This window comes from Halopseudomonas sp. (assembly GCF_041579695.1).
In the GTDB taxonomy this organism is placed as follows: Bacteria; Pseudomonadota; Gammaproteobacteria; order Pseudomonadales; family Pseudomonadaceae; genus Halopseudomonas.
On sequence record NZ_JBFGFI010000034.1, the window covers coordinates 1 to 19,641 of the forward strand.

General features: G+C 60.8%; 21 protein-coding genes, 1 tRNA gene and 1 pseudogene. 14 read left to right on the forward strand and 9 right to left on the reverse strand.

The genetic code is table 11. The features are described from left to right. The 4 genes from ABYA88_RS08810 to ABYA88_RS08825 all read right to left on the reverse strand — a co-directional run. Positions 1-419: group 1 truncated hemoglobin (locus tag ABYA88_RS08810; protein ID WP_373186736.1), on the reverse strand; the 419-nt coding region annotated here is incomplete at its 3' end. Positions 420-426: 7 nt separating this feature from the next. Next, positions 427-1,248, reverse strand: a complete 822-nt coding sequence (locus tag ABYA88_RS08815) for a DUF3034 family protein (protein WP_373186776.1) — start codon at positions 1,246-1,248, stop codon at positions 427-429. A gap of 32 nt (positions 1,249-1,280) precedes the next feature. Then, positions 1,281-3,590 (reverse strand): putative bifunctional diguanylate cyclase/phosphodiesterase, encoded by a 2,310-nt coding sequence (locus ABYA88_RS08820; protein ID WP_373186738.1) that lies wholly within the window; start codon positions 3,588-3,590, stop codon positions 1,281-1,283. Continuing rightward, positions 3,580-4,242, reverse strand: a complete 663-nt coding sequence (locus ABYA88_RS08825; protein WP_373186740.1) for a methylamine utilization protein — start codon at positions 4,240-4,242, stop codon at positions 3,580-3,582. The genes ABYA88_RS08820 and ABYA88_RS08825 overlap by 11 nt, the downstream gene beginning before the upstream one ends. Positions 4,243-4,369: 127 nt before the next feature. Between ABYA88_RS08825 and ABYA88_RS08830 the strand changes: the two genes are divergently transcribed. Beyond that, positions 4,370-5,371 carry an LLM class flavin-dependent oxidoreductase gene (locus ABYA88_RS08830; protein ID WP_373186741.1) on the forward strand — a complete coding sequence of 334 codons (1,002 nt, stop codon included), beginning with the start codon at positions 4,370-4,372 and terminating at the stop codon, positions 5,369-5,371. 51 nt (positions 5,372-5,422) lie between these two features. After that, positions 5,423-5,496, forward strand: a tRNA-Gly gene (locus tag ABYA88_RS08835). A gap of 11 nt (positions 5,497-5,507) precedes the next feature. Here the strand turns inward: ABYA88_RS08835 and ABYA88_RS08840 are convergent. Next, a pseudogene (locus ABYA88_RS08840) lies at positions 5,508-6,173 on the reverse strand (PhoX family phosphatase); the annotation flags it as partial. On the opposite strand from ABYA88_RS08840, the gene ABYA88_RS08845 reads away from it, so the two are divergent. The 4 genes from ABYA88_RS08845 to ABYA88_RS08860 all read left to right on the forward strand — a co-directional run bounded on the left by ABYA88_RS08845 (position 6,139) and on the right by ABYA88_RS08860 (position 8,439). Continuing rightward, positions 6,139-6,282, forward strand: coding sequence for a helix-turn-helix domain-containing protein (locus tag ABYA88_RS08845; RefSeq protein WP_373186743.1), 144 nt, complete (start codon positions 6,139-6,141; stop codon positions 6,280-6,282). The pseudogene ABYA88_RS08840 and the gene ABYA88_RS08845 sit on opposite strands and share 35 nt — an antisense overlap. 272 nt (positions 6,283-6,554) lie before the next feature. Next, complete coding sequence (locus ABYA88_RS08850; protein WP_373186744.1) at positions 6,555-7,109, forward strand: nitrate reductase cytochrome c-type subunit; 555 nt, start codon at positions 6,555-6,557, stop codon at positions 7,107-7,109. Continuing rightward, positions 7,106-7,690, forward strand: coding sequence for a NapC/NirT family cytochrome c (locus ABYA88_RS08855; RefSeq protein ID WP_373186745.1), 585 nt, complete (start codon positions 7,106-7,108; stop codon positions 7,688-7,690). The genes ABYA88_RS08850 and ABYA88_RS08855 overlap by 4 nt, the downstream gene beginning before the upstream one ends. A 65-nt stretch (positions 7,691-7,755) precedes the next feature. After that, the gene (locus tag ABYA88_RS08860; RefSeq protein WP_373186746.1) at positions 7,756-8,439 is read left to right on the forward strand and encodes a spermidine synthase; all 684 of its coding nucleotides are present in this window, start codon (positions 7,756-7,758) and stop codon (positions 8,437-8,439) included. Positions 8,440-8,446: 7 nt separating this feature from the next. On the opposite strand, the gene ABYA88_RS08865 is transcribed toward ABYA88_RS08860, so the two are convergent. From ABYA88_RS08865 to norR, 3 genes are all read right to left on the reverse strand, one after another. Continuing rightward, positions 8,447-8,851: a GFA family protein gene (locus ABYA88_RS08865; RefSeq protein ID WP_373186747.1), complete on the reverse strand. Its 405-nt coding sequence runs from the start codon at positions 8,849-8,851 to the stop codon at positions 8,447-8,449. A gap of 73 nt (positions 8,852-8,924) precedes the next feature. After that, positions 8,925-10,307: an oxygen-independent coproporphyrinogen III oxidase gene (gene hemN / locus ABYA88_RS08870; protein ID WP_373186748.1), complete on the reverse strand. Its 1,383-nt coding sequence runs from the start codon at positions 10,305-10,307 to the stop codon at positions 8,925-8,927. A gap of 96 nt (positions 10,308-10,403) precedes the next feature. Continuing rightward, entirely contained in the window at positions 10,404-11,933 is a 1,530-nt protein-coding gene (gene norR, locus ABYA88_RS08875) for a nitric oxide reductase transcriptional regulator NorR (RefSeq protein ID WP_373186749.1), read from the reverse strand. A gap of 187 nt (positions 11,934-12,120) precedes the next feature. Here norR and ytfE point away from each other — a divergent pair, with 187 nt between their 5' ends. Further along, on the forward strand, positions 12,121-12,816 hold the full coding sequence (ytfE, locus tag ABYA88_RS08880) for an iron-sulfur cluster repair protein YtfE (protein ID WP_373186750.1): 696 nt from the start codon (positions 12,121-12,123) through the stop codon (positions 12,814-12,816). Here ytfE and ABYA88_RS08885 read toward each other — a convergent pair. After that, positions 12,806-13,240 carry a hypothetical protein gene (locus ABYA88_RS08885; RefSeq protein WP_373186752.1) on the reverse strand — a complete coding sequence of 145 codons (435 nt, stop codon included), beginning with the start codon at positions 13,238-13,240 and terminating at the stop codon, positions 12,806-12,808. The genes ytfE and ABYA88_RS08885 overlap by 11 nt on opposite strands. Before the next feature lie 134 nt (positions 13,241-13,374). On the opposite strand from ABYA88_RS08885, the gene ABYA88_RS08890 reads away from it, so the two are divergent. The 7 genes from ABYA88_RS08890 (at position 13,375) to ABYA88_RS08920 (ending at position 19,639) form a co-directional block, all read left to right on the forward strand. Further along, positions 13,375-14,553 carry an NnrS family protein gene (locus ABYA88_RS08890; protein WP_373186753.1) on the forward strand — a complete coding sequence of 393 codons (1,179 nt, stop codon included), beginning with the start codon at positions 13,375-13,377 and terminating at the stop codon, positions 14,551-14,553. A gap of 24 nt (positions 14,554-14,577) precedes the next feature. After that, entirely contained in the window at positions 14,578-15,285 is a 708-nt protein-coding gene (locus ABYA88_RS08895) for a Crp/Fnr family transcriptional regulator (protein ID WP_373186755.1), read from the forward strand. Then, positions 15,285-15,644, forward strand: coding sequence for a YbaN family protein (locus ABYA88_RS08900; RefSeq protein ID WP_373186757.1), 360 nt, complete (start codon positions 15,285-15,287; stop codon positions 15,642-15,644). Before ABYA88_RS08895 ends, ABYA88_RS08900 begins: the two co-directional genes overlap by 1 nt. Positions 15,645-15,834: 190 nt before the next feature. Beyond that, a complete protein-coding gene (locus ABYA88_RS08905) occupies positions 15,835-16,713 on the forward strand; it encodes a CbbQ/NirQ/NorQ/GpvN family protein (RefSeq protein ID WP_373186758.1) in 879 nt (292 codons plus the stop codon). 45 nt (positions 16,714-16,758) lie between these two features. After that, on the forward strand, positions 16,759-17,205 hold the full coding sequence (locus ABYA88_RS08910; protein ID WP_373186759.1) for a cytochrome c: 447 nt from the start codon (positions 16,759-16,761) through the stop codon (positions 17,203-17,205). Between the two features lie 36 nt (positions 17,206-17,241). Continuing rightward, positions 17,242-18,657 carry a cbb3-type cytochrome c oxidase subunit I gene (locus tag ABYA88_RS08915; RefSeq protein WP_373186761.1) on the forward strand — a complete coding sequence of 472 codons (1,416 nt, stop codon included), beginning with the start codon at positions 17,242-17,244 and terminating at the stop codon, positions 18,655-18,657. An 82-nt stretch (positions 18,658-18,739) separates the two neighbouring features. Beyond that, positions 18,740-19,639: a 4Fe-4S binding protein gene (locus tag ABYA88_RS08920; RefSeq protein ID WP_373186762.1), complete on the forward strand. Its 900-nt coding sequence runs from the start codon at positions 18,740-18,742 to the stop codon at positions 19,637-19,639. Positions 19,640-19,641 lie beyond the last annotated feature (2 nt).

The following is a 19,641-nucleotide window of genomic DNA, read 5'->3' on the forward strand; positions in this document are numbered from 1 at the left end:
ATCGATTCGCGCATCGGCGCCAGCCGCTGCAGCAGCCGGTTCTGGGCGGTGACAGGCACTCGTTCAGCATTCATCGCGACAATCAGGTCTTCAACCAGCGCATTGAAGTCGCCTTCGGTGATATCCATTCCCGCATGGCTGTCTTCCATGCTGTCGCCGGTGTATTTGCAGGGGCCACCACTTTCAACGCATATCTGCTCGACCAGCTTTGCATAAAGGCGGTCGATATCGGCATCGATGAAATGAGCGACTATGCGTTCGTCGTCGGCAATGTTGATGAGCAGCCCCTCGACAATCCGTCCAATGCCGGGCTTGCCGCCCAACGCCTGATAAAGGTCGTCGTCGGCCGGAGGGCTGGCAGACGGGGCCGCACAGCCGACCAGGGAGAATGCAGCAATGAGCACGATGATGAAACGCATATAAACCTCAATAACTCAGTTGCAGGGAGAGATACAGACCAGCCTGGTCTTCCAGCGTGGCGATTTCACCCAGATCAGCCCAGGCGGCGACTACCGAGACGTTTTTGGAGGGAAAGTAACCAATAAACAGGTCCTGCCAGTCGCTCTCGCCGGCAAAGGACAAGTTGTCGGGCTTCTCCCGGTATTCCACACCAACGATCCAATGCGGATTGAGCAATACTGCCACGCTCCCTTCCTTGAGCAGACTGCGGTTGTCCCGCCGGTCTCCCCCAAAGCCGAGCAGTCCCGTCTCATTGGCGCGACTATAGCGCAGCGTGCCATTGAGCAGCAGGTTATAGCCGAAGGCGCCGCCAAGGAGCAGACGGCTGGCGGCCAGATAGGCCTCGGTGTCGGAGTCGCGCTGTGCGCCTACAGCCTGCGGTATGAAGAAATTGGTCTGGCGCTTGTACTGCAGCCCCAATGCCACCTGTGGCAACCGGTCGTAAATCAGGTCGCCGAACAGCCTGACCTTGGCGCCCAGTACATACTGATTGAGGCTGCGCTCCGGCAGTCCGGCAGCCTTGGCAAGCGTATCGATGTCCAGGCGCTGGCGGGCAAAGGAGAGCTCCACCCGATTGGCGTAACTGAAACCCGCACCGGCCGTGTCGAGCCGATATTCCCCGGTGTCGACGCGGGTGGCAAACACCGCCCCACCCCATTGCTCGCGGGTGCCGTAGCCGGACATCACTGCCCAGGGCACGATGCCACCGCCGGCCGCGCCCTCGATCATGCTGGCGCCGCCGGTCGCGAGCAGACGCCCGCCGGGGTCTGCGCCGGCCAACACAGGCATACAGCTCAGCAGGGCTGCAACTATCGCCTTCCTCATGAATGTTCCTTCGGTTTCCAGGTATAGCGGTTGGCCTGCAACCAGGTTTCCAGATCAGGGGCGGCAACCGGCCTACTGATGAAGTAGCCCTGGGCAGTATCGCAGCCAAGCGCCCGCAGCCACTCGAGGCTGGTTGCGGTCTCCACTCCCTCGGCAACCACCCTGAGCCCCATGTTGTGCGCCAGCTCGATGGTGGACCTGACAATAACCGCGTCTTCGCTGCCCTCCGCCAGGTTCAGTACGAACGACTTGTCGATCTTCAGGTCCTGTACCGGCAGGCTCTTGAGCATCGCCAGGGACGAATAACCGGTCCCATAATCGTCGACCGCCAGGCTAATCCCCATGTCGCGCAGGCGGTGCAGACTGCGCAGGCTGCGGTCCGGATTTATCATCAGGGCGCTCTCGGTGACCTCGAAGGCCAGCATTGGCGGGCTGATGCCGTAGGTATGCAGCACCCCTGCAACCTGATCGGGAAAGCGCTCATCATCCAGATCCAGCGCGGAGATATTCATCGCCACCTGCAAATCCAGACCCTGGTCTTCCCATGTCCGCATCTGTGAAGCAATGGCTGTCAGAATCCACTGGGTGAGCTTATGAATGCTACCGGTCTGCTCGGCAAGCAGGATGAACTCGTCAGGGCCTATGAAACCGAGTTCTGAATGCTGCCACCGCATCAAGGCTTCGACTTGCCTCACCTCGCCGCGGGCCAGGTCGAGCTTGGGCTGGTAGACAACCGAGAGCTCGCGCATCTGCGCGGCAAAATGAATGTCGCGGATCAGACGCAGACGGCGCATGTAAGCCTGATCGCGCGTTGCCTGGTACACCGAAATGCGCTCCGGGCCGGGGTGGGCATCCGCTGCGGCCATGGCCACCTGACGCAACAGCTCGTCCGGATCGTCACTGTGCTGCGGCCAGCCGACCACGCCAGCAAGCCATTCGAGATTGAGCTTGATGCCGTCGATTTCCATTCTCTGCGAAAGAATGGTGATCAGACCATCGGTGGCAATGACCGCCTGATCGGTCTGCATATTGTTGAGCACCAGCAGAAAACCCTGTCCCGGATGATAGGCAAGCATCGAGTTGGCCGGCACCTTCGCGCGTATGCGTTCCGCCGAGGCAGCAATTGTGCGCGAATAGAATGTCTGGCCACGCGCCTTGATCAGATCCTCTTCCGCGGCCAGATAGAACGCCACCAGCGCACCCGAACGGCCGGCAGTAACCGAATCGCTCAGTTGCTCCCGGGTTTTGACCAGATTACCCAGCCCGGTCAATGGATCGTGAAAGGCATTGTGCGCGATCTGCCGCTCGCGTTCTGCGATATCCTCGCGCATGGTATCGATGCTCAAGGCGAGCCGCCCGAGCTCATCCCGGCGATTGAGGGTCACCGCGCTCGCGTAGTCGCCTTGACCGATGCGCCGCGCTGCCTCGGCAAGCATGCTCACCGGCCGCGACAGGCTGCCGGCCATCACCCAGGCCCCCAGCGACGAGAGCCCCAGCGCAATCAGGGTAATCAACAGCAGCTCACGCTTGAGCGGATCGAATATCGCCAGAGCGTCTTCCAGCGGGCTAAGCAGCTGGGCCCTGATGCTGTATTCCTGTTGTTCCAGCAAGGTTATCCGGGTGGCGAGAAACACCTCCCCGGTGACATCAACCAGCGCCGATGCCGGCGCTTCAAGGCCGTCGCCGCCGCCCATCCCCAAGGTGCCGACGCGCTCCAACGTGTTGCCGGCCTGGCTGGTAACGAAGCTGACCTCCAGCCCGGTGAGGCGCCGCATCTCCTCGGCCAGCGCCTGGTTCAGCCGGAACGCCATAGCCACCTGGCCCACCGCCAGTGGAGCCATCACCACAGCATCAACCAGCAAAAAGGGTTGATCGTCTATCACTGCCACCAGAGAGTTTGAACCCAGCGGCTGCAAAGCACGGAGCTTCACCTGCGCGCGGCCATCTGCCTTGCGGCTGGATACCTGGATGTCGCCCTGCGCGTCAAAAAACAGTGCCTCGTCCGCGCCGATACGGCGGGCCTGGTTCAACAGGGCGGAGCGTATGGTTGGCAAATCGCCCGAAGCCACCGCTTCGCGAAAACCGAAGTCAGCTGCGAGCACTTCTGTAGCGCCCGCAAGCTCCTGGGCGCGCAGCTCGAGCAAACGGCTGAAAACGTTGGCACCCACCTGCAACTGTTGCCGCGCCTGACGCTCGGCTGAACTGTCGGTGGCGCTGTACACCGCGACAAAAACCGCGCCCAGCGCCAGTGCCAGCAGGCCTACCAGCAACAGAATCAGGCGAGTGCGCAGACGCTCAATCCGCATCTTTTCCGGCCGCCTTGTTGAAACGCATCTGCAGAGGCGAAAGAGGCTTGTCTGCACCCGTCCCGGCTACTGATTCCACCACCAGAACCAGATTATCCCGGGTGTGCAGGTCCATAGTGCCTAGGCTGACTGCTGGTTTGTCGCCAAGACTGGGGTGCCACCAGGAAACAGCCCGCGCACCCGCAGGCAAATGGTTCAGATCAAGGGCGCCATCGGTACCTGTTATCGCGTACCAGGGGCTGTCGGTAACCAGAATATAGCCGATCATCGCATCATGAATGTTGCAGCCCAGCACCACCGGACCTGCTTGCTCGAAAACCACCGGCGGTGCTTCGGAGCCCTGGAACAGGCGCAGTTCGAAACGTTTGGTTTGAGAAAACGAATAGACGTGATGACGGACATCGTCGTTGTTGGGAAAGCCAACCCGGGTACCCGCTGGCACCACCAGCACACGTGGCTGGAACTGGCGGTCGACCTGCTCCATCGAACTGGACAGGGGTGGGCGCTGAGCGACATTTTCGACCAGGATCACCGCATCCTGGAGCGGATTATTCTGCTGATCAAGCACCGGCAACGTCGCCGCGGTTGCGAACACGCTGGTCAGGCTCATCAGGATAGCCACGGCCATAGCCGGATAACGCAGGTTTTGCATGGCAATTCTCCCTGGCAGGCGGATCATCGGAATACTTGGCCGTGGATTCAGTTAAAGCGTCCCGGTATGCGCCGACCTTGATAGACGTTAGCATACTGCCATTACTTGTTCCTGTGCAGGAGTAACTATGTCTAACCAAGCCATTCCCTTGTCAGTACTGGATTTGTGCCCGGTGCCCGAGGGAGCGACACCCGCCCAGGCACTGGCCAATGCACGCGCCCTGGCCCAGCACGTCGAAGGCCTCGGATACCGGCGGTACTGGGTTGCCGAGCATCACAACATGACCGGCATCGCCAGCGCCGCAACGTCGGTGGTCATGGGTTACCTGGCCGCTGGCACCACGAGCATCCGCATCGGCTCGGGCGGCATCATGCTGCCCAATCACGCGCCGTTACAAATTGCCGAGCAGTTCGGCACGCTGGAATCACTGTATCCGGACCGCATCGATCTCGGGCTGGGCCGCGCGCCGGGCACCGACCAGGCAACGGCGCAGGCACTGCGTCATGGCCGCGGCGACGGCTCGGACTTTCCGCAAATGCTGGATGAGTTGCGCCGCCTGTTCGCCGAGCCCAAGCCCGGCCAGCGCCTGCGCGCTGTTCCCGGAGCCGGCCTGAATGTACCCATCTGGCTGCTGGGCTCCAGCACATTCAGCGCTCAGCTCTCCGCCCAGCTCGGCTTGCCCTTCGCCTTCGCCGGTCAGTTCTCGCCGGACTTCATGTTCAGCGCGCTGCGTACCTATCGAGAGCATTTCCAGCCCTCGGAGGCCCTGCAGCAGCCCCATGTGATGCTCGGTATCAATGCCTATGTGGCAGAGAGCCGGGAGCAGGCAGCCATGCTCGCCACCTCTCACCAACAGGCCTTTCTCAACCTGATCCGCGGCCGCCCCGGCCCGCTGCCACCGCCGGTCGAGGACATGGAAGCGCTGTGGCAGCCCCACGAAAAGCACAGTGTGCTCTCTACGCTGGCAGGCACCCTGATCGGCGACGAGGACGCCGTCAGCCAGCAGCTGGACGACCTGCTGGAACGCACTGGCGCCAACGAACTGATCGTCAGCACCTCAATGTTCGATCAGGAGGCGCGCAAGGACAGCTACCGGCGCATGATGGCGATAGCGAGCAGACAGAAATAACCACTGAAGTTGTTTGCCGAATAACCGGCAACTGCTTAGAATGCGCAGCACGCGGGTGTAGCTCAATGGTAGAGCAGAAGCTTCCCAAGCTTACGACGAGGGTTCGATTCCCTTCACCCGCTCCACTTTTTGCGCTTCAAGCCCCCACCCCCCCGTCATCGCGCGTAACCAGCACTGTGGTCGAGCGCGGCCGCGATTCCCCGTCGCTGGCCGGGTAACTGATGCCCGGGTGCTGGACGTTGACCCACATGGAACGATAGCCAGGTGTCCAGGTGATGCCGGTCATCTCCGCCCCCCAGGGGCCGACCAGAAAACGCCTTACTTCGCGGGTGGTTGGGTCGGCGCAGAGCAGCTGGTTGCATCCGGTGTTGCTGGTATGGGCGGCGGTTTCATCGGAGTCGGTCTGGATCCAGAGTCGTCCGGCGCCATCGAAAGCCAGCCCGTCAGGCGATGAGAAGATGTCACCATTGATTGTTCCGGTGAGGTTCGATGGCACCACATTGCCTGCTGCGTCCAGGGCGCCGGGCGCGTCCCCGGCCAGCAGGAAGATGTCCCAGGCAAAGGTGGTGGCCGCGGGATCAGCGCCGGTCTCGTTCCATCGCAGGATCTGGCCGTGCAGGTTGTCCGGCCGCGGATTGGCGGCATCTACCGGATGCACACTTCCGCGGTCGCTGTTGTTGGTCAGCGTGACATATACCTCCCTCGTCTGGGGATGCACTGCCACCCACTCGGGACGGTCCATCGGCGTGGCCTCCAGCTGGTAGGCTGTGCCGCGGGCATTGAGCAGTACCGCCCTGCCCCCAGACCAGGTTGCGACCTGTCTGAACTTCAATGATCAGGCCAATTTCCGCCGTTCCTTCCGCCGCTGGACCGGATGCTCGCCAGCAGAATTCAAGCAACTGCTCACCTGATCATTCTTGTCGAACCGGTCAGCGTTTCCGTACTCCTAGAACTAAGACCGCTGCACCATACGGCGGACCATCTGATCAGGACGGAGCATGACCAAGCGCGTGAAAATCTACCGTTATCACCCGGAATTCGACAGTGCGGCCGAGGGAGTTGTTGGAGGACGGGGCAAAAATCACATCAGAGCGGAAAATTAATCCAGATCAACAGAAGCTGCCGCCAAAATTTTGGAACAGACATCTGCACTATGGTGGCAAAAGGCTCAGGAGGTATGTGCATGACCGAGGATTCTCCGACTCCACCGGATCCCCAGCGCAAGCGTGACGAGAGGCGCGTATTCATTTTTCTTGTGGCTTTCCTGTTTCCGATTATGGCTGTGGCCATTGTCGGCTCCTACGGATTCGTCGTCTGGCTTAGCCACAGGCACCCCGACGGCCTGCGCCCCGGCGGGACCCTGTATGAAACCCCTTCTGCGCCACCCATCGCAGGCGTGCCCAAGGATAGCGGACGTGATGTTCGCAACTATCCGGAGCAACCGCCGGTGATTCCCCACAGCATTCGCGGTTACCAGATGGATTTGCGCTACAACCAGTGCCTGACCTGTCACAACCGCAATGTGGCGCCCGACGTCGGTGCGCCCATGGTCAGCGTGACGCACTACACCGATCGCACCGGCCAGACCAGCGCGGAGGTCACGCCTGGGCGGTATTTCTGCACCCAGTGCCACGTGCCGCAGACCGATGCAGAGCCGCTGGTCGATTCCGATTTCATGCCGATCGAGGCGGTAATCGAGAGAGAGACCGCCCGCCAGGCTTACGGAGCAAGCCAATGAAGCGCTGGCTGGCCCGTTACTGGAATGTGCTGCGTCGACCCAGCGTGCACTTCAGTCTGGGATTTCTGACTCTGGGTGGATTCATTGCCGGCATCATTTTCTGGGGTGGTTTCAATACCGCCCTAGAGGCGACCAACACAGAACAGTTCTGTATTGGCTGCCACGAAATGTACTCACACCCCTATCAGGAACTGAAGGACACCATTCACTACACCAACCGCTCCGGCGTGCGCGCAGTATGTTCGGACTGCCACGTCCCACATGAGTGGACCCACAAGATCGCCCGCAAGATGGAGGCCTCCAAGGAGGTCTGGGGCTGGCTGTTCAACACCATCGATACACCGGAAAAGTTCGAGGCCAAACGGCGGACAATGGCCGAGCGCGAGTGGCGACGACTGAAGGCCAACGACTCCCTGGAGTGCCGCAACTGCCATCAGTTCGACTCGATGGATTTCACCTTGCAAAGCGCGCGGGCCAAACAGGCCCACTCCACCGCCCTGGTAGCAGACGGCACCTGCATTGACTGCCACAAGGGTATTGCTCACAAGCTGCCGGAGATGAGCGGCGTGCGGTTGCGCTGAGCGGGCTGGCAGCACGCTGGACATGCCGGTATGCTGCCCGCCGTTGCCACTGCTGCGGATAGCCGATGAAACGTTACGTCCTGCTTGATACCACCCCCCTGCCCGATGGCGGCGCCCTGTGCCTGTTCGAATACGGAGAGGACTTTGTCATCAAGCTTGAGGGTGGCAAGGGCGGGCAATTGATGAATACCCGGACCCATGGCTCCGAGGATGCGCTGGGGCGGATACCCTGCCAGCGTGTTGCTTCGCGGCCCGGGCCGCGAGTGCTGATCGGCGGCCTGGGCATGGGGTTTACGCTGGCCGCGGCGCTAGAAAATCTGGGCCCCCACGCCGAGGTGATAGTCGCTGAGCTGCTGCCAGGTGTCATTGAATGGAACCGCGGCCCCCTGGGCGAGAAGGCGGGCAACCCGCTACAGGATCCGCGTACGCAAGTGGTCAACGCCGATGTAGCAGAACTGCTGAAAAGCGAGGCCGGAGGCTTAGACGCAATCATGCTCGACATCGACAACGGCCCCGAAGGTCTCACCCAGTCGGCCAATAGCTGGCTCTACAGCGTGGCGGGCCTGCGTAGTTGCGGCCGGGCTCTTCGCGCAGATGGCATACTCGCGGTGTGGTCGGCCAGCGCCGATCAGCGCTTTACCAACGACCTGCGCAAGGCCGGTTTCAACGCCGAAGAGGTCAAGGTCTATGCCCACGGCAACCGCGGCACAAGGCATACGATCTGGTTGGCGCAACGGACCGCAAGCTGACCGGCTCTCAGCCCGGATAGCCCGGCGGCCATTCCTCGCAACGCTGCAATGCTTCGCCATACGCCAGCCAGGGCACTTCGTGACTGGTCCAGATATGCGCCGAAGGCCGCTTTCCCGGATCCTCATCCAGCGTCGCGACGCGCAACACCACATAGGGTATACCCGCTTTCTCGGCCACCAGCTGGGAACCGCAGCGACTGCAGAAATACCGCATCTTGCCTGGTGAGGATTCGTAATGCGCCAGCATGTTCTCGCCTTGCAGCCAGCGAAAATGTTCTTTCTTCACGCCACAGCCGGTATTGAACGCAGCCGCGTGGGCCTTGCGGCACGTATTGCAAGAACAATGGCGTATCGGGGTATCCAGGCTGTCGACCTGATAAACGATGGAACCGCACAGACAACTGCCTTGCATGGCTCAGACCTCTGTGATTGTTGGAGACCTGAGCATAGCAGTTGGTGCTTGCAGGCTGGCCAGCATTGTCTTGTCAGATAATCCGCGAGTAGCGCTGGTTGTTGTCCACCGCCTGATAGGCATCGAATACCATGCACACCGATCTGACCAGCAAACGCCCCGCCGCCAGGATACGGATGCCGCGCTCGGTGAGCTGAAGCAGACCGTCGCGGCTCATCTGCTGCAATACCGGCCAGCAGTCGGCGAAGTAATCGCGGAAAACGATGTCGAAGCGCTCTTCGATATCAGCAAAATCCAGCGCGAAATGACAGATCAGTTGCCCGATCACGGCGCGGCGCAAACGGTCATCGGCGTGACATTCCAGCCCACGGCGTGTGGCCAGCTTGCCACTGTCGAGCGTGTGCTGATAAACCTTGATATCGCTGCTGTTCTGGCTGAACAGATCGCCGACCTGGCTGATCGAGGACACCCCGAGTCCGATCAGGTCACAATGACCGTGAGTGGTATAGCCCTGGAAGTTGCGCTGCAACTCTCCACTTTCCTGGGCATTGCTCAGGCTGTCATCGGGCAACGCGAAGTGGTCCATGCCGATATAGCGGTAGCCCGCACCCACCAGTTGGTTGATGGTGTTTTCCAGCATGGCCAGCTTGTCCTGCGGGCTCGGCAGGTCCTCTGCCTGAATACGCCGCTGCGGCAGAAAACGTTCAGGCAGGTGCGCATAATTAAATACCGACAAGCGATCAGGCTTCATCGCGATAATGGCATCCACCGTTTTGGCAAACCCTTGCGCCGTCTGTTTTGGCAGACCGTAGATCAGGTCAATATTGATCGACCGATACTGCAGCGCCCGTGCGGCCTCCATCACCGTCAAGGTCTGTTCCGGCGTCTGCAGGCGGTTGACCGCACGCTGTACGTCCTCGTCCAGGTCCTGAACACCGAAACTGACCCGGTTGAAGCCAATTTCGCGCAATAAACCCATGGTGGCCCAGTCGGCTTCACGGGGATCGATTTCGATACTGTAGTCGCCTACATCGTCATCACGCAGATTGAAATGCGCGCGCAGCTTGTCCATCAACCTACGCAACTGATCATGGGCCAGAAAGGTCGGGGTACCGCCACCGAAATGCAGTTGCTGAACCTGCTGATCGGCATCCACATGCTGACTGACTATTTCTATCTCGCGAAACAGGCTTTGCAGATAGGGCTCGGCACGACTGCGATCCTTGGTGATGACCTTGTTGCAGGCGCAGTAGTAGCAGATGTTGGCGCAGAACGGGATATGCACATACAGGGACAGCGGTCGCTGCTCCTGCCGACTGAGTTCGAGTGCGCCAGTGAGATCGGACGGCTCGATACCGTCGTGAAACTGGACTGCAGTTGGATAGGAAGTATAACGCGGACCGGCGTTGTCATAACGGCGAATCAGGTCCGCGTTCCAGCAGATAGGATTGAACATGGATAGACTCCGCAGTTGTATCTTCGATGCAATGCAGGCTAAACCCAGTTCGAACTGTCCACTTTGATACAGGTCAATTTTTGCTCAACTCCCGGATCAGGCTTTCATTCCGAGCCTTCTGGCCAGCTTGTGCAGGTTACTTGCATCCAGGTCGAGCAACCGCGCAGCGGCGGCCCAACTGTCGCCCGTCTGTGCCAGGGCAAGACGTATCTGCTCGCGCTGGCAGGCGTCAACGGATTGCTTGAGCGGCACGACCGGACCGCTTGCCGCTGTCTGCTGCGGGCTGGTATCTGCCGCGGGTGGCGTGCTGCCCATCTGTATATCCAGATGCCCCGGCTCGAGGGTCAGAATTGCCTGGCGCGAGCCGTTGACGCCCAGGGCCTTGATCGCAGCACGGCTGATCACGTGCTCCAGCTCGCGCACATTGCCCGGCCAGAAATAGCCCAGCAGCACCTGTTCCGCCGCTGCGGACAAGCGCAAACCACGCAAACCGAGCCGCGCGCGATTGAGCTCAATGAAGTGTCCCGCCAGCAGCAATATGTCGCTCCCGCGTTCGCGTAGTGCCGGGATCATCACCGGATAAACAGAAAGACGGTGGTAGAGATCAGCACGAAAATCGCCGCTGGCCACCCGGTCTGCCAGGTTGCGATTAGTGGCCGCGATGATGCGCACATCCACGCGCAGCGGTTGGTCGGCACCGAGGCGCTGAATCTCGCCGTTCTGCAATGTACGCAGCAGCTTGGCCTGCACCGTCAGCGGCAGCTCACCAATCTCGTCAAGCAACAATGTGCCGCCATCAGCAGCGTCGAACCGTCCGCCGCGGTCACTGCTGGCCCCGGAGAACGCGCCCTTCACATGACCAAAGAGCTCGCTCTCGGCCAGCGATTCAGGCAGCGCGGCGCAGTTGACCAGCACCAGCGGCTTGTCCGCCCGGCCCGAGTGGCTGTGCAGCCAGCGGGCGAACAGCTCCTTGCCGACTCCCGTTTCACCACTGAGCAATACCGGCAGCTCGGTATCGGCTACCACGGAGAGTTCCTCCAGCAACCGGGTGATCGGGATGCTGTGGCCAATGATGCTGTGATCCTTGGCTTCGGCCAGGGTGCCCTGGCCCACCACGCGCGCCATACGCAGTGCGCGATTGTCCTGCTCCAGATGGGTAATGCGCACACAGGTCTCGATCAGCGGCGTCATTCTCTGCAATTCGAGACGCGCCGCCTCATCAAAAGTACCGGCCTTGAGCGCATCAAGGGTAACCGCGCCCCAGAGGCGCCCTTCCACGTAGAGGCTGACGCCCATGCAGTCATGTACCGGCAGCGGCTCCCCGGGGGACTCATCCAGCAGGCCGTCGTAGGGATCGGGCAAAGGGCTTTGCGGATCGAACCAGGTGGGCTCGCGACGGGACAACAACGCGGCCAGACGCGGATGCCGGGCAGTCTGGAAACGCCGGCCGAGCGCGTCCTGAACCAGGCCCACGGCAGCCAGCGGCCGCAGGCACTCATCCGAGTGTTGCAGCAGGACCACTGCGCCGCACTGAAAATGCTCGCGCAACACCTGCACCAGGCGCTGCAGCCGGACTGCTGCTGGCAGTTCGGCCACCAGATCCGGTAAAAGCAGGGGTTCGATCATGGTTACAATCACCTTTCAGGGTTTTATTAACCTTACGCGCGATGGGTTAAAAATACCCATAAAAAATTAAATTATTGATATTTATCAACTATTTTTGATGGCATGGCCTTTGCAAATACCTGAACAGGTAAGAAAAGATGAACAGGTAAGAACCATCCCACACCCGCGAAACCGGAGAGCCATCGTCATGTCTGCAGATTATATGAATACTCCCCTGGGCGATCTCGCCCGCGATATTCCCGGCGCCACCGCTGTCTTTCACGCCAACCGCCTGGATTTCTGTTGTCAGGGCCACCACACACTTGCTGAAGCTGCCGCTAAAAAAGGGGTTCCCGCTGCAGACGTACTCGCGCAGCTCGAGGCCCTGGCCCCCGGTGACGCAACTATGCGTGATTGGCAACAGGCGCCCACTGCCGAACTGGTGGAGCATATTCTGACCCGCTTTCATGCCCGCCACCGCGAGCAGCTACCCGAGCTGATCAGACTGGCGCGCCGCGTTGAACAGGTGCACGGTGATCGTGCGACCTGCCCAAACGGTCTGGCCGATCACCTCTCCTATATGGCCCAGGAGATGGAGAGCCATATGCTCAAGGAGGAGCAGATTCTTTTCCCGCTGCTGCTTCAGGGTCGCCAGGCCATGGTCGGCGGACCGATCAGCGTGATGCGCTTCGAACATGACCAGCATGGCCAGGCTCTGGATGAAATTGTCCGGTTGACCAACGACCTAACGCCGCCCGAGGGCGCCTGCAACACCTGGCAGGCGTTGTATCGTGGACTGGAGGAGCTGCGTCAGGACCTGATGCAACATATTCATCTGGAAAACAACATCCTGTTTGCCGGCTCTCCACGGCCCGAAGGCAGCCCCTACTGCGCTACAGCGTAAACATGGCCTTGGCGCAGAACACCAGCACGACGGCATGCGCAAGCAAGCTGACGTTCAACAGCCGCATGCCGCGCTCGCTGATCTGACCCTTGCTGCGCAGCACGATCACCGCCACGTAGTGACCGATCATCAAGACCGCCAGAAGCAACTTGAGCGAGAGCAACAGCGTAAAGGTGCTGGCCAGGGGATCGGCCAGGGCATGGCGATACGGCCAGACCAGCGCGATGCCGGCGCCATACAGCAGCAACGCGACCCAATGAATGACTCTACGCGCCTGCTGCCCGAACAAAACCGACATCTTGCCGCGCTGGTCTTCGGGTAGCTGGCGCGCCACCGGAACGAGGATAAATACCTGAAAGAACAGGGTGCCGACAAAGGCAATGGCCATCAGCAGGTGCAGCGTCTTGAGCGACAGATAAAGCATGGCAGGTTTCTCCGGTAGGTGGCCCATTCTACCCGACCGGCAGAACCGGCTCGGGCGGCAGACGGGGTACCCCTGTTGGCATATTGTGGTCCGAACGGCACAGGGCGAACATGCACCGGATAATGGAGTAATAGATGAAATCACAGCAGCCCCGCCGATCAGCTCTCTTCGAGCTCGGCTTTCGTCCCTTTTTTCTGGCCGGAGCCGTTTTCGCCGCTCTGGTAATCCCCCTGTGGGTAGCCGCATGGCTGGGCCTGACCGGGGAATGGCAACCCGCGGGGGGCTGGCTCGCGTGGCACATGCACGAAATGCTATTCGGCTTCATTGCGGCGGTCATCGCCGGGTTCCTGCTCACCGCAGTGCAGAACTGGACCGGGGTACCCGGTCTGAGCGGCAGCCCACTGGTGGCACTCGCGGCAATCTGGCTGTTCGCCCGCCTGGCCTGGCTGACTCCCCTGCCGGTCTGGCTGGTCATCAGCCTGGATGTTCTGTTTCTGCCCGCTGTCACTGTCTCCATTGCGCGTTCGGTGTGGATTGCCCGACAGAAGCGCAACTACCCTGTCGTACTGGTGCTGGGCCTGCTCGCGCTATGCAACCTGGTCAGCCTGACAGGTCTGGCAACGGGCGACTTTGCTCTGCAGCGTCAGAGTAACCTGGGCGCGCTATGGCTGGTCGCCGCGTTGGTGGGGATCATCGGCGGACGAGTGATTCCGTTCTTCACCCAGCGGGGGCTCGACCTGTCCGGCCCGGCCCCGTCGCTACCCTGGCTGGACTATCTGCTACTGGCTGGCAGCATTGTCGTGGCTCTGCTGATGCTGAGCGGCATTGCCTTGCAGCCGTCGATCGGGCTCGGGGTGGTGTTCGCCTTGCTCGGCGCCGGTCACCTGGTGCGCCTGTTACTCTGGCACCACCCCGGAATATGGCAGGTTCCCCTCCTCTGGTCGCTGCACATGGCCTATGCCTGGCTGGTTGTTGCGCTGTACGCGATGGCACTGTGGAACGCCGGGTGGCTGATCGGTTTCAGCCAGGCCACCCACCTACTGGCGATTGGTAGCATGAGCGGCATGATCCTGGCCATGATTGCCCGCGTTAGCCTGGGTCATACCGGACGCCCGCTCAAGACCGTACCGGCGATATCGGCAGCTTTCATCCTGCTCAACCTGGCGGTACCGGCACGGGTGTGGCTTGCGCCGGCCTGGCCTCAACTCGGTTTCTGGCTGGCGGGGCTGTGCTGGGCCACTGCGTTCGCGCTGTTCGTCTGGTATTACGCGGCGATTCTCTACCGCCCGCGTCCGGATGCCCTGCCCGGCTGACATCCATCAAAACAGGCCACTGCCATGACGCTGTCACCGCAACACCGCACACAGCTGCTACAACACCCGATGCTCGGTCTGCTTCCAGCCAGGTCGCAGGATACCCTGCTGAGCGAGACTCACTATCGAGAGTATCCCGCGCATGCGCTGATCCTGCGTCAGGGTGATCCGGCCGAACGCTTTTTCCTGGTTCTCGAGGGCAAGGTGAAGCTGTTTCGCATCTCCGCAGATGGCAAGGAAAAGGTGGTTGAAATAATCCAGGCCGGGCACACCTTCGCCGAGGCAGTGATGTTCATGCAGAAGCAGGTATACCCGGTATGCGCCGAGGCGCTCGAACCCGTGCGGCTGGCAGCACTGCCAAACCGGCTGATGCTGCATTGCCTGCAGGACAATCCGCAAACCTGCCTGCATCTGCTGGGGCACCTGAGTATCCGCCTGCACCAGCGACTCGACGAACTGGAAAACCTGACCCTGCAGAATGCCACCCAGCGCTTTGCACTGTATCTGGTGGGCCAGGTAAAAGACCGGCGCAAGGATAGCGCCGAGGTAGACCTGCTTTTACCCAAGGGGCTGATCGCGGCCCGGCTGTCGATCAAGCCTGAAACCCTCTCGCGGGCCATGGCCACCCTGCGCGACCGTGGGCTGATCGAGAGTCACGCCAGGCATATCCGCATCCCCAGCGTCGAGAAATTGCTCGACACCTTTACACTGGAAGCCCAGGGCATCAGCTGATGGTCCGCCAAGCACTCTGGCGCTGCCTTGCCTCGCTCTTTCTCGGGCTCGGCGCACTCGGCATAGTGCTGCCCGGTCTGCCCACGACGCCGTTCCTGCTGGTCGCCGCCTGGGCCGGATCGCGCGGCTGGCCCGCACTGGAAGCCAGACTGCTGGGGCATCCGCGCTACGGCAACATGATCAGGAGCTGGCGTGAGCGTCGGGCAATACCACGCCGGGCGAAATGGCTGGCTTCACTGTTGATGCTCTCAAGCGCAACGATTGTCTGGTTCTTTCCCAGCGCATTAGCCGTCAGGCTGGCTGTAACCGCGACGCTGGCATGTGTTGCTCTCTGGCTCTGGACCCGGCCGGAGCTCTGAGACAGGCATGCAAGCCTGGTCGATCGGTCCGGGGCCTGCAAGGTACTTTATACCCTAAAAGGTAGATCAGACCTTGATCTGATAATGGTATAAATCACCCTTTATTATATTTCCCCTTTAATATCAATGTGTTGATAACTGGCATCAGCCTTGCAATACCCCTGTTACTGATACTGACAGGGACCTCACCGTGAACAACCTCACCTCCATTCCAGCACCAGCCAAGCCCGCGGCGGACGTTGCGTATTACCGGCCCAATGGCAACGAAACCGACGTATTCGCCCACGCTGCCAGCCATCGCCTGCCGATCCTGATCAAGGGCCCGACCGGCTGCGGCAAGACCCGCTTCGTGCAGCATATGGCCGATCAGCTGGGGCGCAAGCTGTATACCGTCGCCTGCCACGATGACCTCACCACTGCCGATCTTGTCGGCCGCCACCTGATCGGCAGCAACGGCACCTACTGGCAAGACGGCCCGCTCACCCGCGCCGTGCGCGAAGGGGCCATCTGCTACCTGGATGAGATCATCGAGGCGCGCAAGGACACCACCGTGGTTCTGCACCCCCTGGCTGACGACCGCCGCATCCTGCCGCTGGATGCGACCGGCGAATGCCTGGAAGCCCACCCCGACTTCATGCTGGTGGTCTCCTACAACCCCGGCTACCGCAACTTGCTCAAGGGTCTGAAACCCAGTACCCGGCAGCGCTTTGTGGCGATGAGCTTCGACTATCCGGATGCCAGTGCCGAGACCGAGATCCTGGTCAGCGAGAGCGGGATCGACCCCGCCATCGCCACACGGCTGGTGCAGCTGTGCGGTGCGCTGCGGCACATGGGCTCGCATGACCTGGAAGAAGCCCCGTCCACCCGACTGCTGATTCATACCGCGCGCATGATGCTCAGTGGAATGGACCCGATTGCTGCATGTACCGCCTGCCTGGCCGAGCCGCTCAGCGACGACCCCACCACCCAGGCCGCCATTCTCGACGTGGTCCGCGCGCATTTTGCCGCGACGCCGCATGAAGAAAAGTACAACCACAACAGTCCGGCCCCGAGCCGCGCCAGTCTCTGACGCTGACCCGCAAAGCCGTTTCTGCCTATCACTGAGGATTACATCATGTCGGAAAGATTTACCAAGGGCATGGCCCGCAACATCTACTACGGCGGTGGCATGTTCTTCATGCTGCTTTTTGTTGGTCTTACCTTCGACACCGTGGTGGCAATCCCCGAGCGCGAAAATCGGGATCAACTGACCGCTGAGGTCGAACATGGCAAGGAGATCTGGGAAAAGAACAATTGCGTTGGCTGCCATTCATTGCTGGGTGAGGGTGCGTACTTCGCTCCCGAACTGGGCAATGTATTTCCTCGCCGCGGTGGCGATAACGAAGAGGCCTTTCACGCGTATTTCAGTGCCTGGATGGCGGCCCAACCGCTTCCGGTAGAAGGCCGGCGCAAGATGCCGCAATTCAACCTCACGCCCGAAGAAACCCGCGCGCTGTCCCAGTTCCTGATCTGGACCTCGCGTATAGATACCAACGAATGGCCGCCGAACAATGAAGGCTGATGCAGACACCGGACTCACTACGCAAGGATTACTGCCATGAAATACGCAAGTCAGTCGGAGGCGAAGCCATACTTTGTCTTCGCCATCATTCTCTTCATCGGGCAGATCGTGTTCGGTCTGATCCTGGGAACCCAATACATCATCGGCGACTTCATGTTTCCGGAGATCCCCTTCAACGTGGCCCGCATGGTGCACACCAATCTGCTGATTGTCTGGCTGCTGTTCGGCTTCATGGGCGCCACCTACTTCCTGCTGCCCGAGGAAACCCAGTGCGAACTGCACAGCCCGCTGCTGGCCAGAATACTCTTCTGGGTGTTTGCCGCCGCCGGCACTCTGACCATCATCGGTTATCTGGCCGTACCTTACGCAACACTGGCGGACCTGACCGGCAACAAGTACTTCCCGACCATGGGCCGGGAATTTCTCGAACAGCCGACCATTACCAAGATCGGCCTGGCGCTGGTGTTTGTCGGCTTCCTCTATAACGTCATCATGACCGTACTCAAGGGCCGCAAGACGGTAGTCAACATGGTCCTGACCACCGGGCTTATCGGGCTGGCCGCGTTCTGGATGTTCGCCTTCTACAACCCCGCCTCGCTGGTAATGGACAAGTACTTCTGGTGGTGGGTCGTGCACCTGTGGGTTGAAGGCGTGTGGGAGCTGATCCTTGGCGCAATCCTGGCATTCATCCTGATCCGCACCACCGGTGTGGACCGTGAAGTGGTCGAGAAATGGTTGTACCTGATCATCGCCATGGCATTGATCAGCGGCATCCTGGGCACCGGACACCATTTCTTCTTCATCGGCGCACCTGAGTACTGGCTCTGGATCGGTTCCATCTTCTCGGCCATCGAACCCCTGCCGTTCTTCATGCTCATGGTCTTTGCCTTCAGCATGCTCAAGCAGCGTCGCCGCGACCATCCCAACAAGGCAGCGGTCACCTGGGCAGTAGGTTGCACCATCATGGCCTTCCTCGGCGCTGGCGTGTGGGGCTTCATGCACACCCTGGCACCGGTCAACTACTACACCCACGGCACCCAGCTGACTGCCGCGCACGGCCACCTGGCCTTCTATGGCGCCTACGTGATGATAGTTCTGGCGATCATCTCCTACGCCTGGCCGATCCTGCATGGCCGGCAAGCCAACAGCCTGCAGGCGCAGCGCCTGGAGATCGCCTCCTGCTGGACCATGAGCGTCAGCATGCTGCTGATCACCCTGCTGCTGACCGCTGCCGGCGTGGTGCAGATCTGGCTGCAGCGTATTCCCGATAACGCCGGGGCGCTGAACTTCATGGCCACGCAGGACGCGATCACCACGATCTACTGGCTGCGTCTGGCCGCGGGTGTCGGTTTTGGCATCGGCGTGTTCATGTACCTGGCCAGCTTCGTGGTTGCCGCCCGAGCCGACAAGCCGGCCGAACCTGAAGCACCTGTTGCAACTGTAGCTGTCTGAAACGGCTTGCGGGCAGAGCACCGGCAGAGGGCCGGCGCTCTGCCCCGCAAGTCACCCCCTTTCATCCGGTAAGGAGAAGATCATGTTGGCCAGCTCTCGCCGCATCACCCGCGCCGGATTCTTTATTCTCTTTTTGTTGGCGCCCCTGCTCGATCTGTTTCGTCTGGATCTGAACCGGGGTCATTTCGTATTCCTGACGATGGACTGGACGCTGGGCCTGAATCCGCAGACCAGCGAACTCAGTCCCTCGGCAATTACGCTGCACCTGCTGCTGCGCTTGGGCTTGCCCATTCTGCTCACCCTCGGCGTGCTGCTCTGGGTGATCTGGCGCTGGGGCCGAATTTACTGCGGCTGGTTATGCCCGCATTTTTCCATGGTTGAGTGGATTGACGGCCTGATGGCCCGCTGGCTTGGCCGCCGCTCGGTCTGGGAGGCGGCTTCCAGCCCGCGCCGCAGCGGGGCGCGTCTGGTGATGTCGCTTGTGGTACTGGGGGGCTCGGCGTTATGGGCTGTGACCCTGCTGACCTATCTGGTGCCGCCGGTGCCGCTATGGACCGGTCTCTTCAGCCTGGACCTGCCTACCTGGCACTGGTTCTTCTTCGGGATTGGCACCGCGCTGTTCTGCATCGAGTTTGCGCTGGCGCGGCATTTCTTCTGCAAGTACGGCTGCGCCGTGGGCATTTTCCAGAGCCTGATCTGGGCAGCGAACCGCCGCGCCATGGTGATCGGCTTCAAGCGCGAGCGTGCACGTGACTGCCGCGACTGCAATGCCTGCGACCGTGCCTGCCCGATGCGCTTGCCGCCGCGCGGCATGAAGCGGCACAAGATCACCTGCACCCAGTGCGGCGTCTGTGTGCAGACCTGTCAGCAGGTGCAGGCGGCCAACCCTAAAGGAGCCCTGTTGCACTGGGTCAGCGGCGACGAGGCGGTAAAGATGGACAAGCAACCCGGCACCCTGATTACCGTTCTGGAAAAGGATTAAAT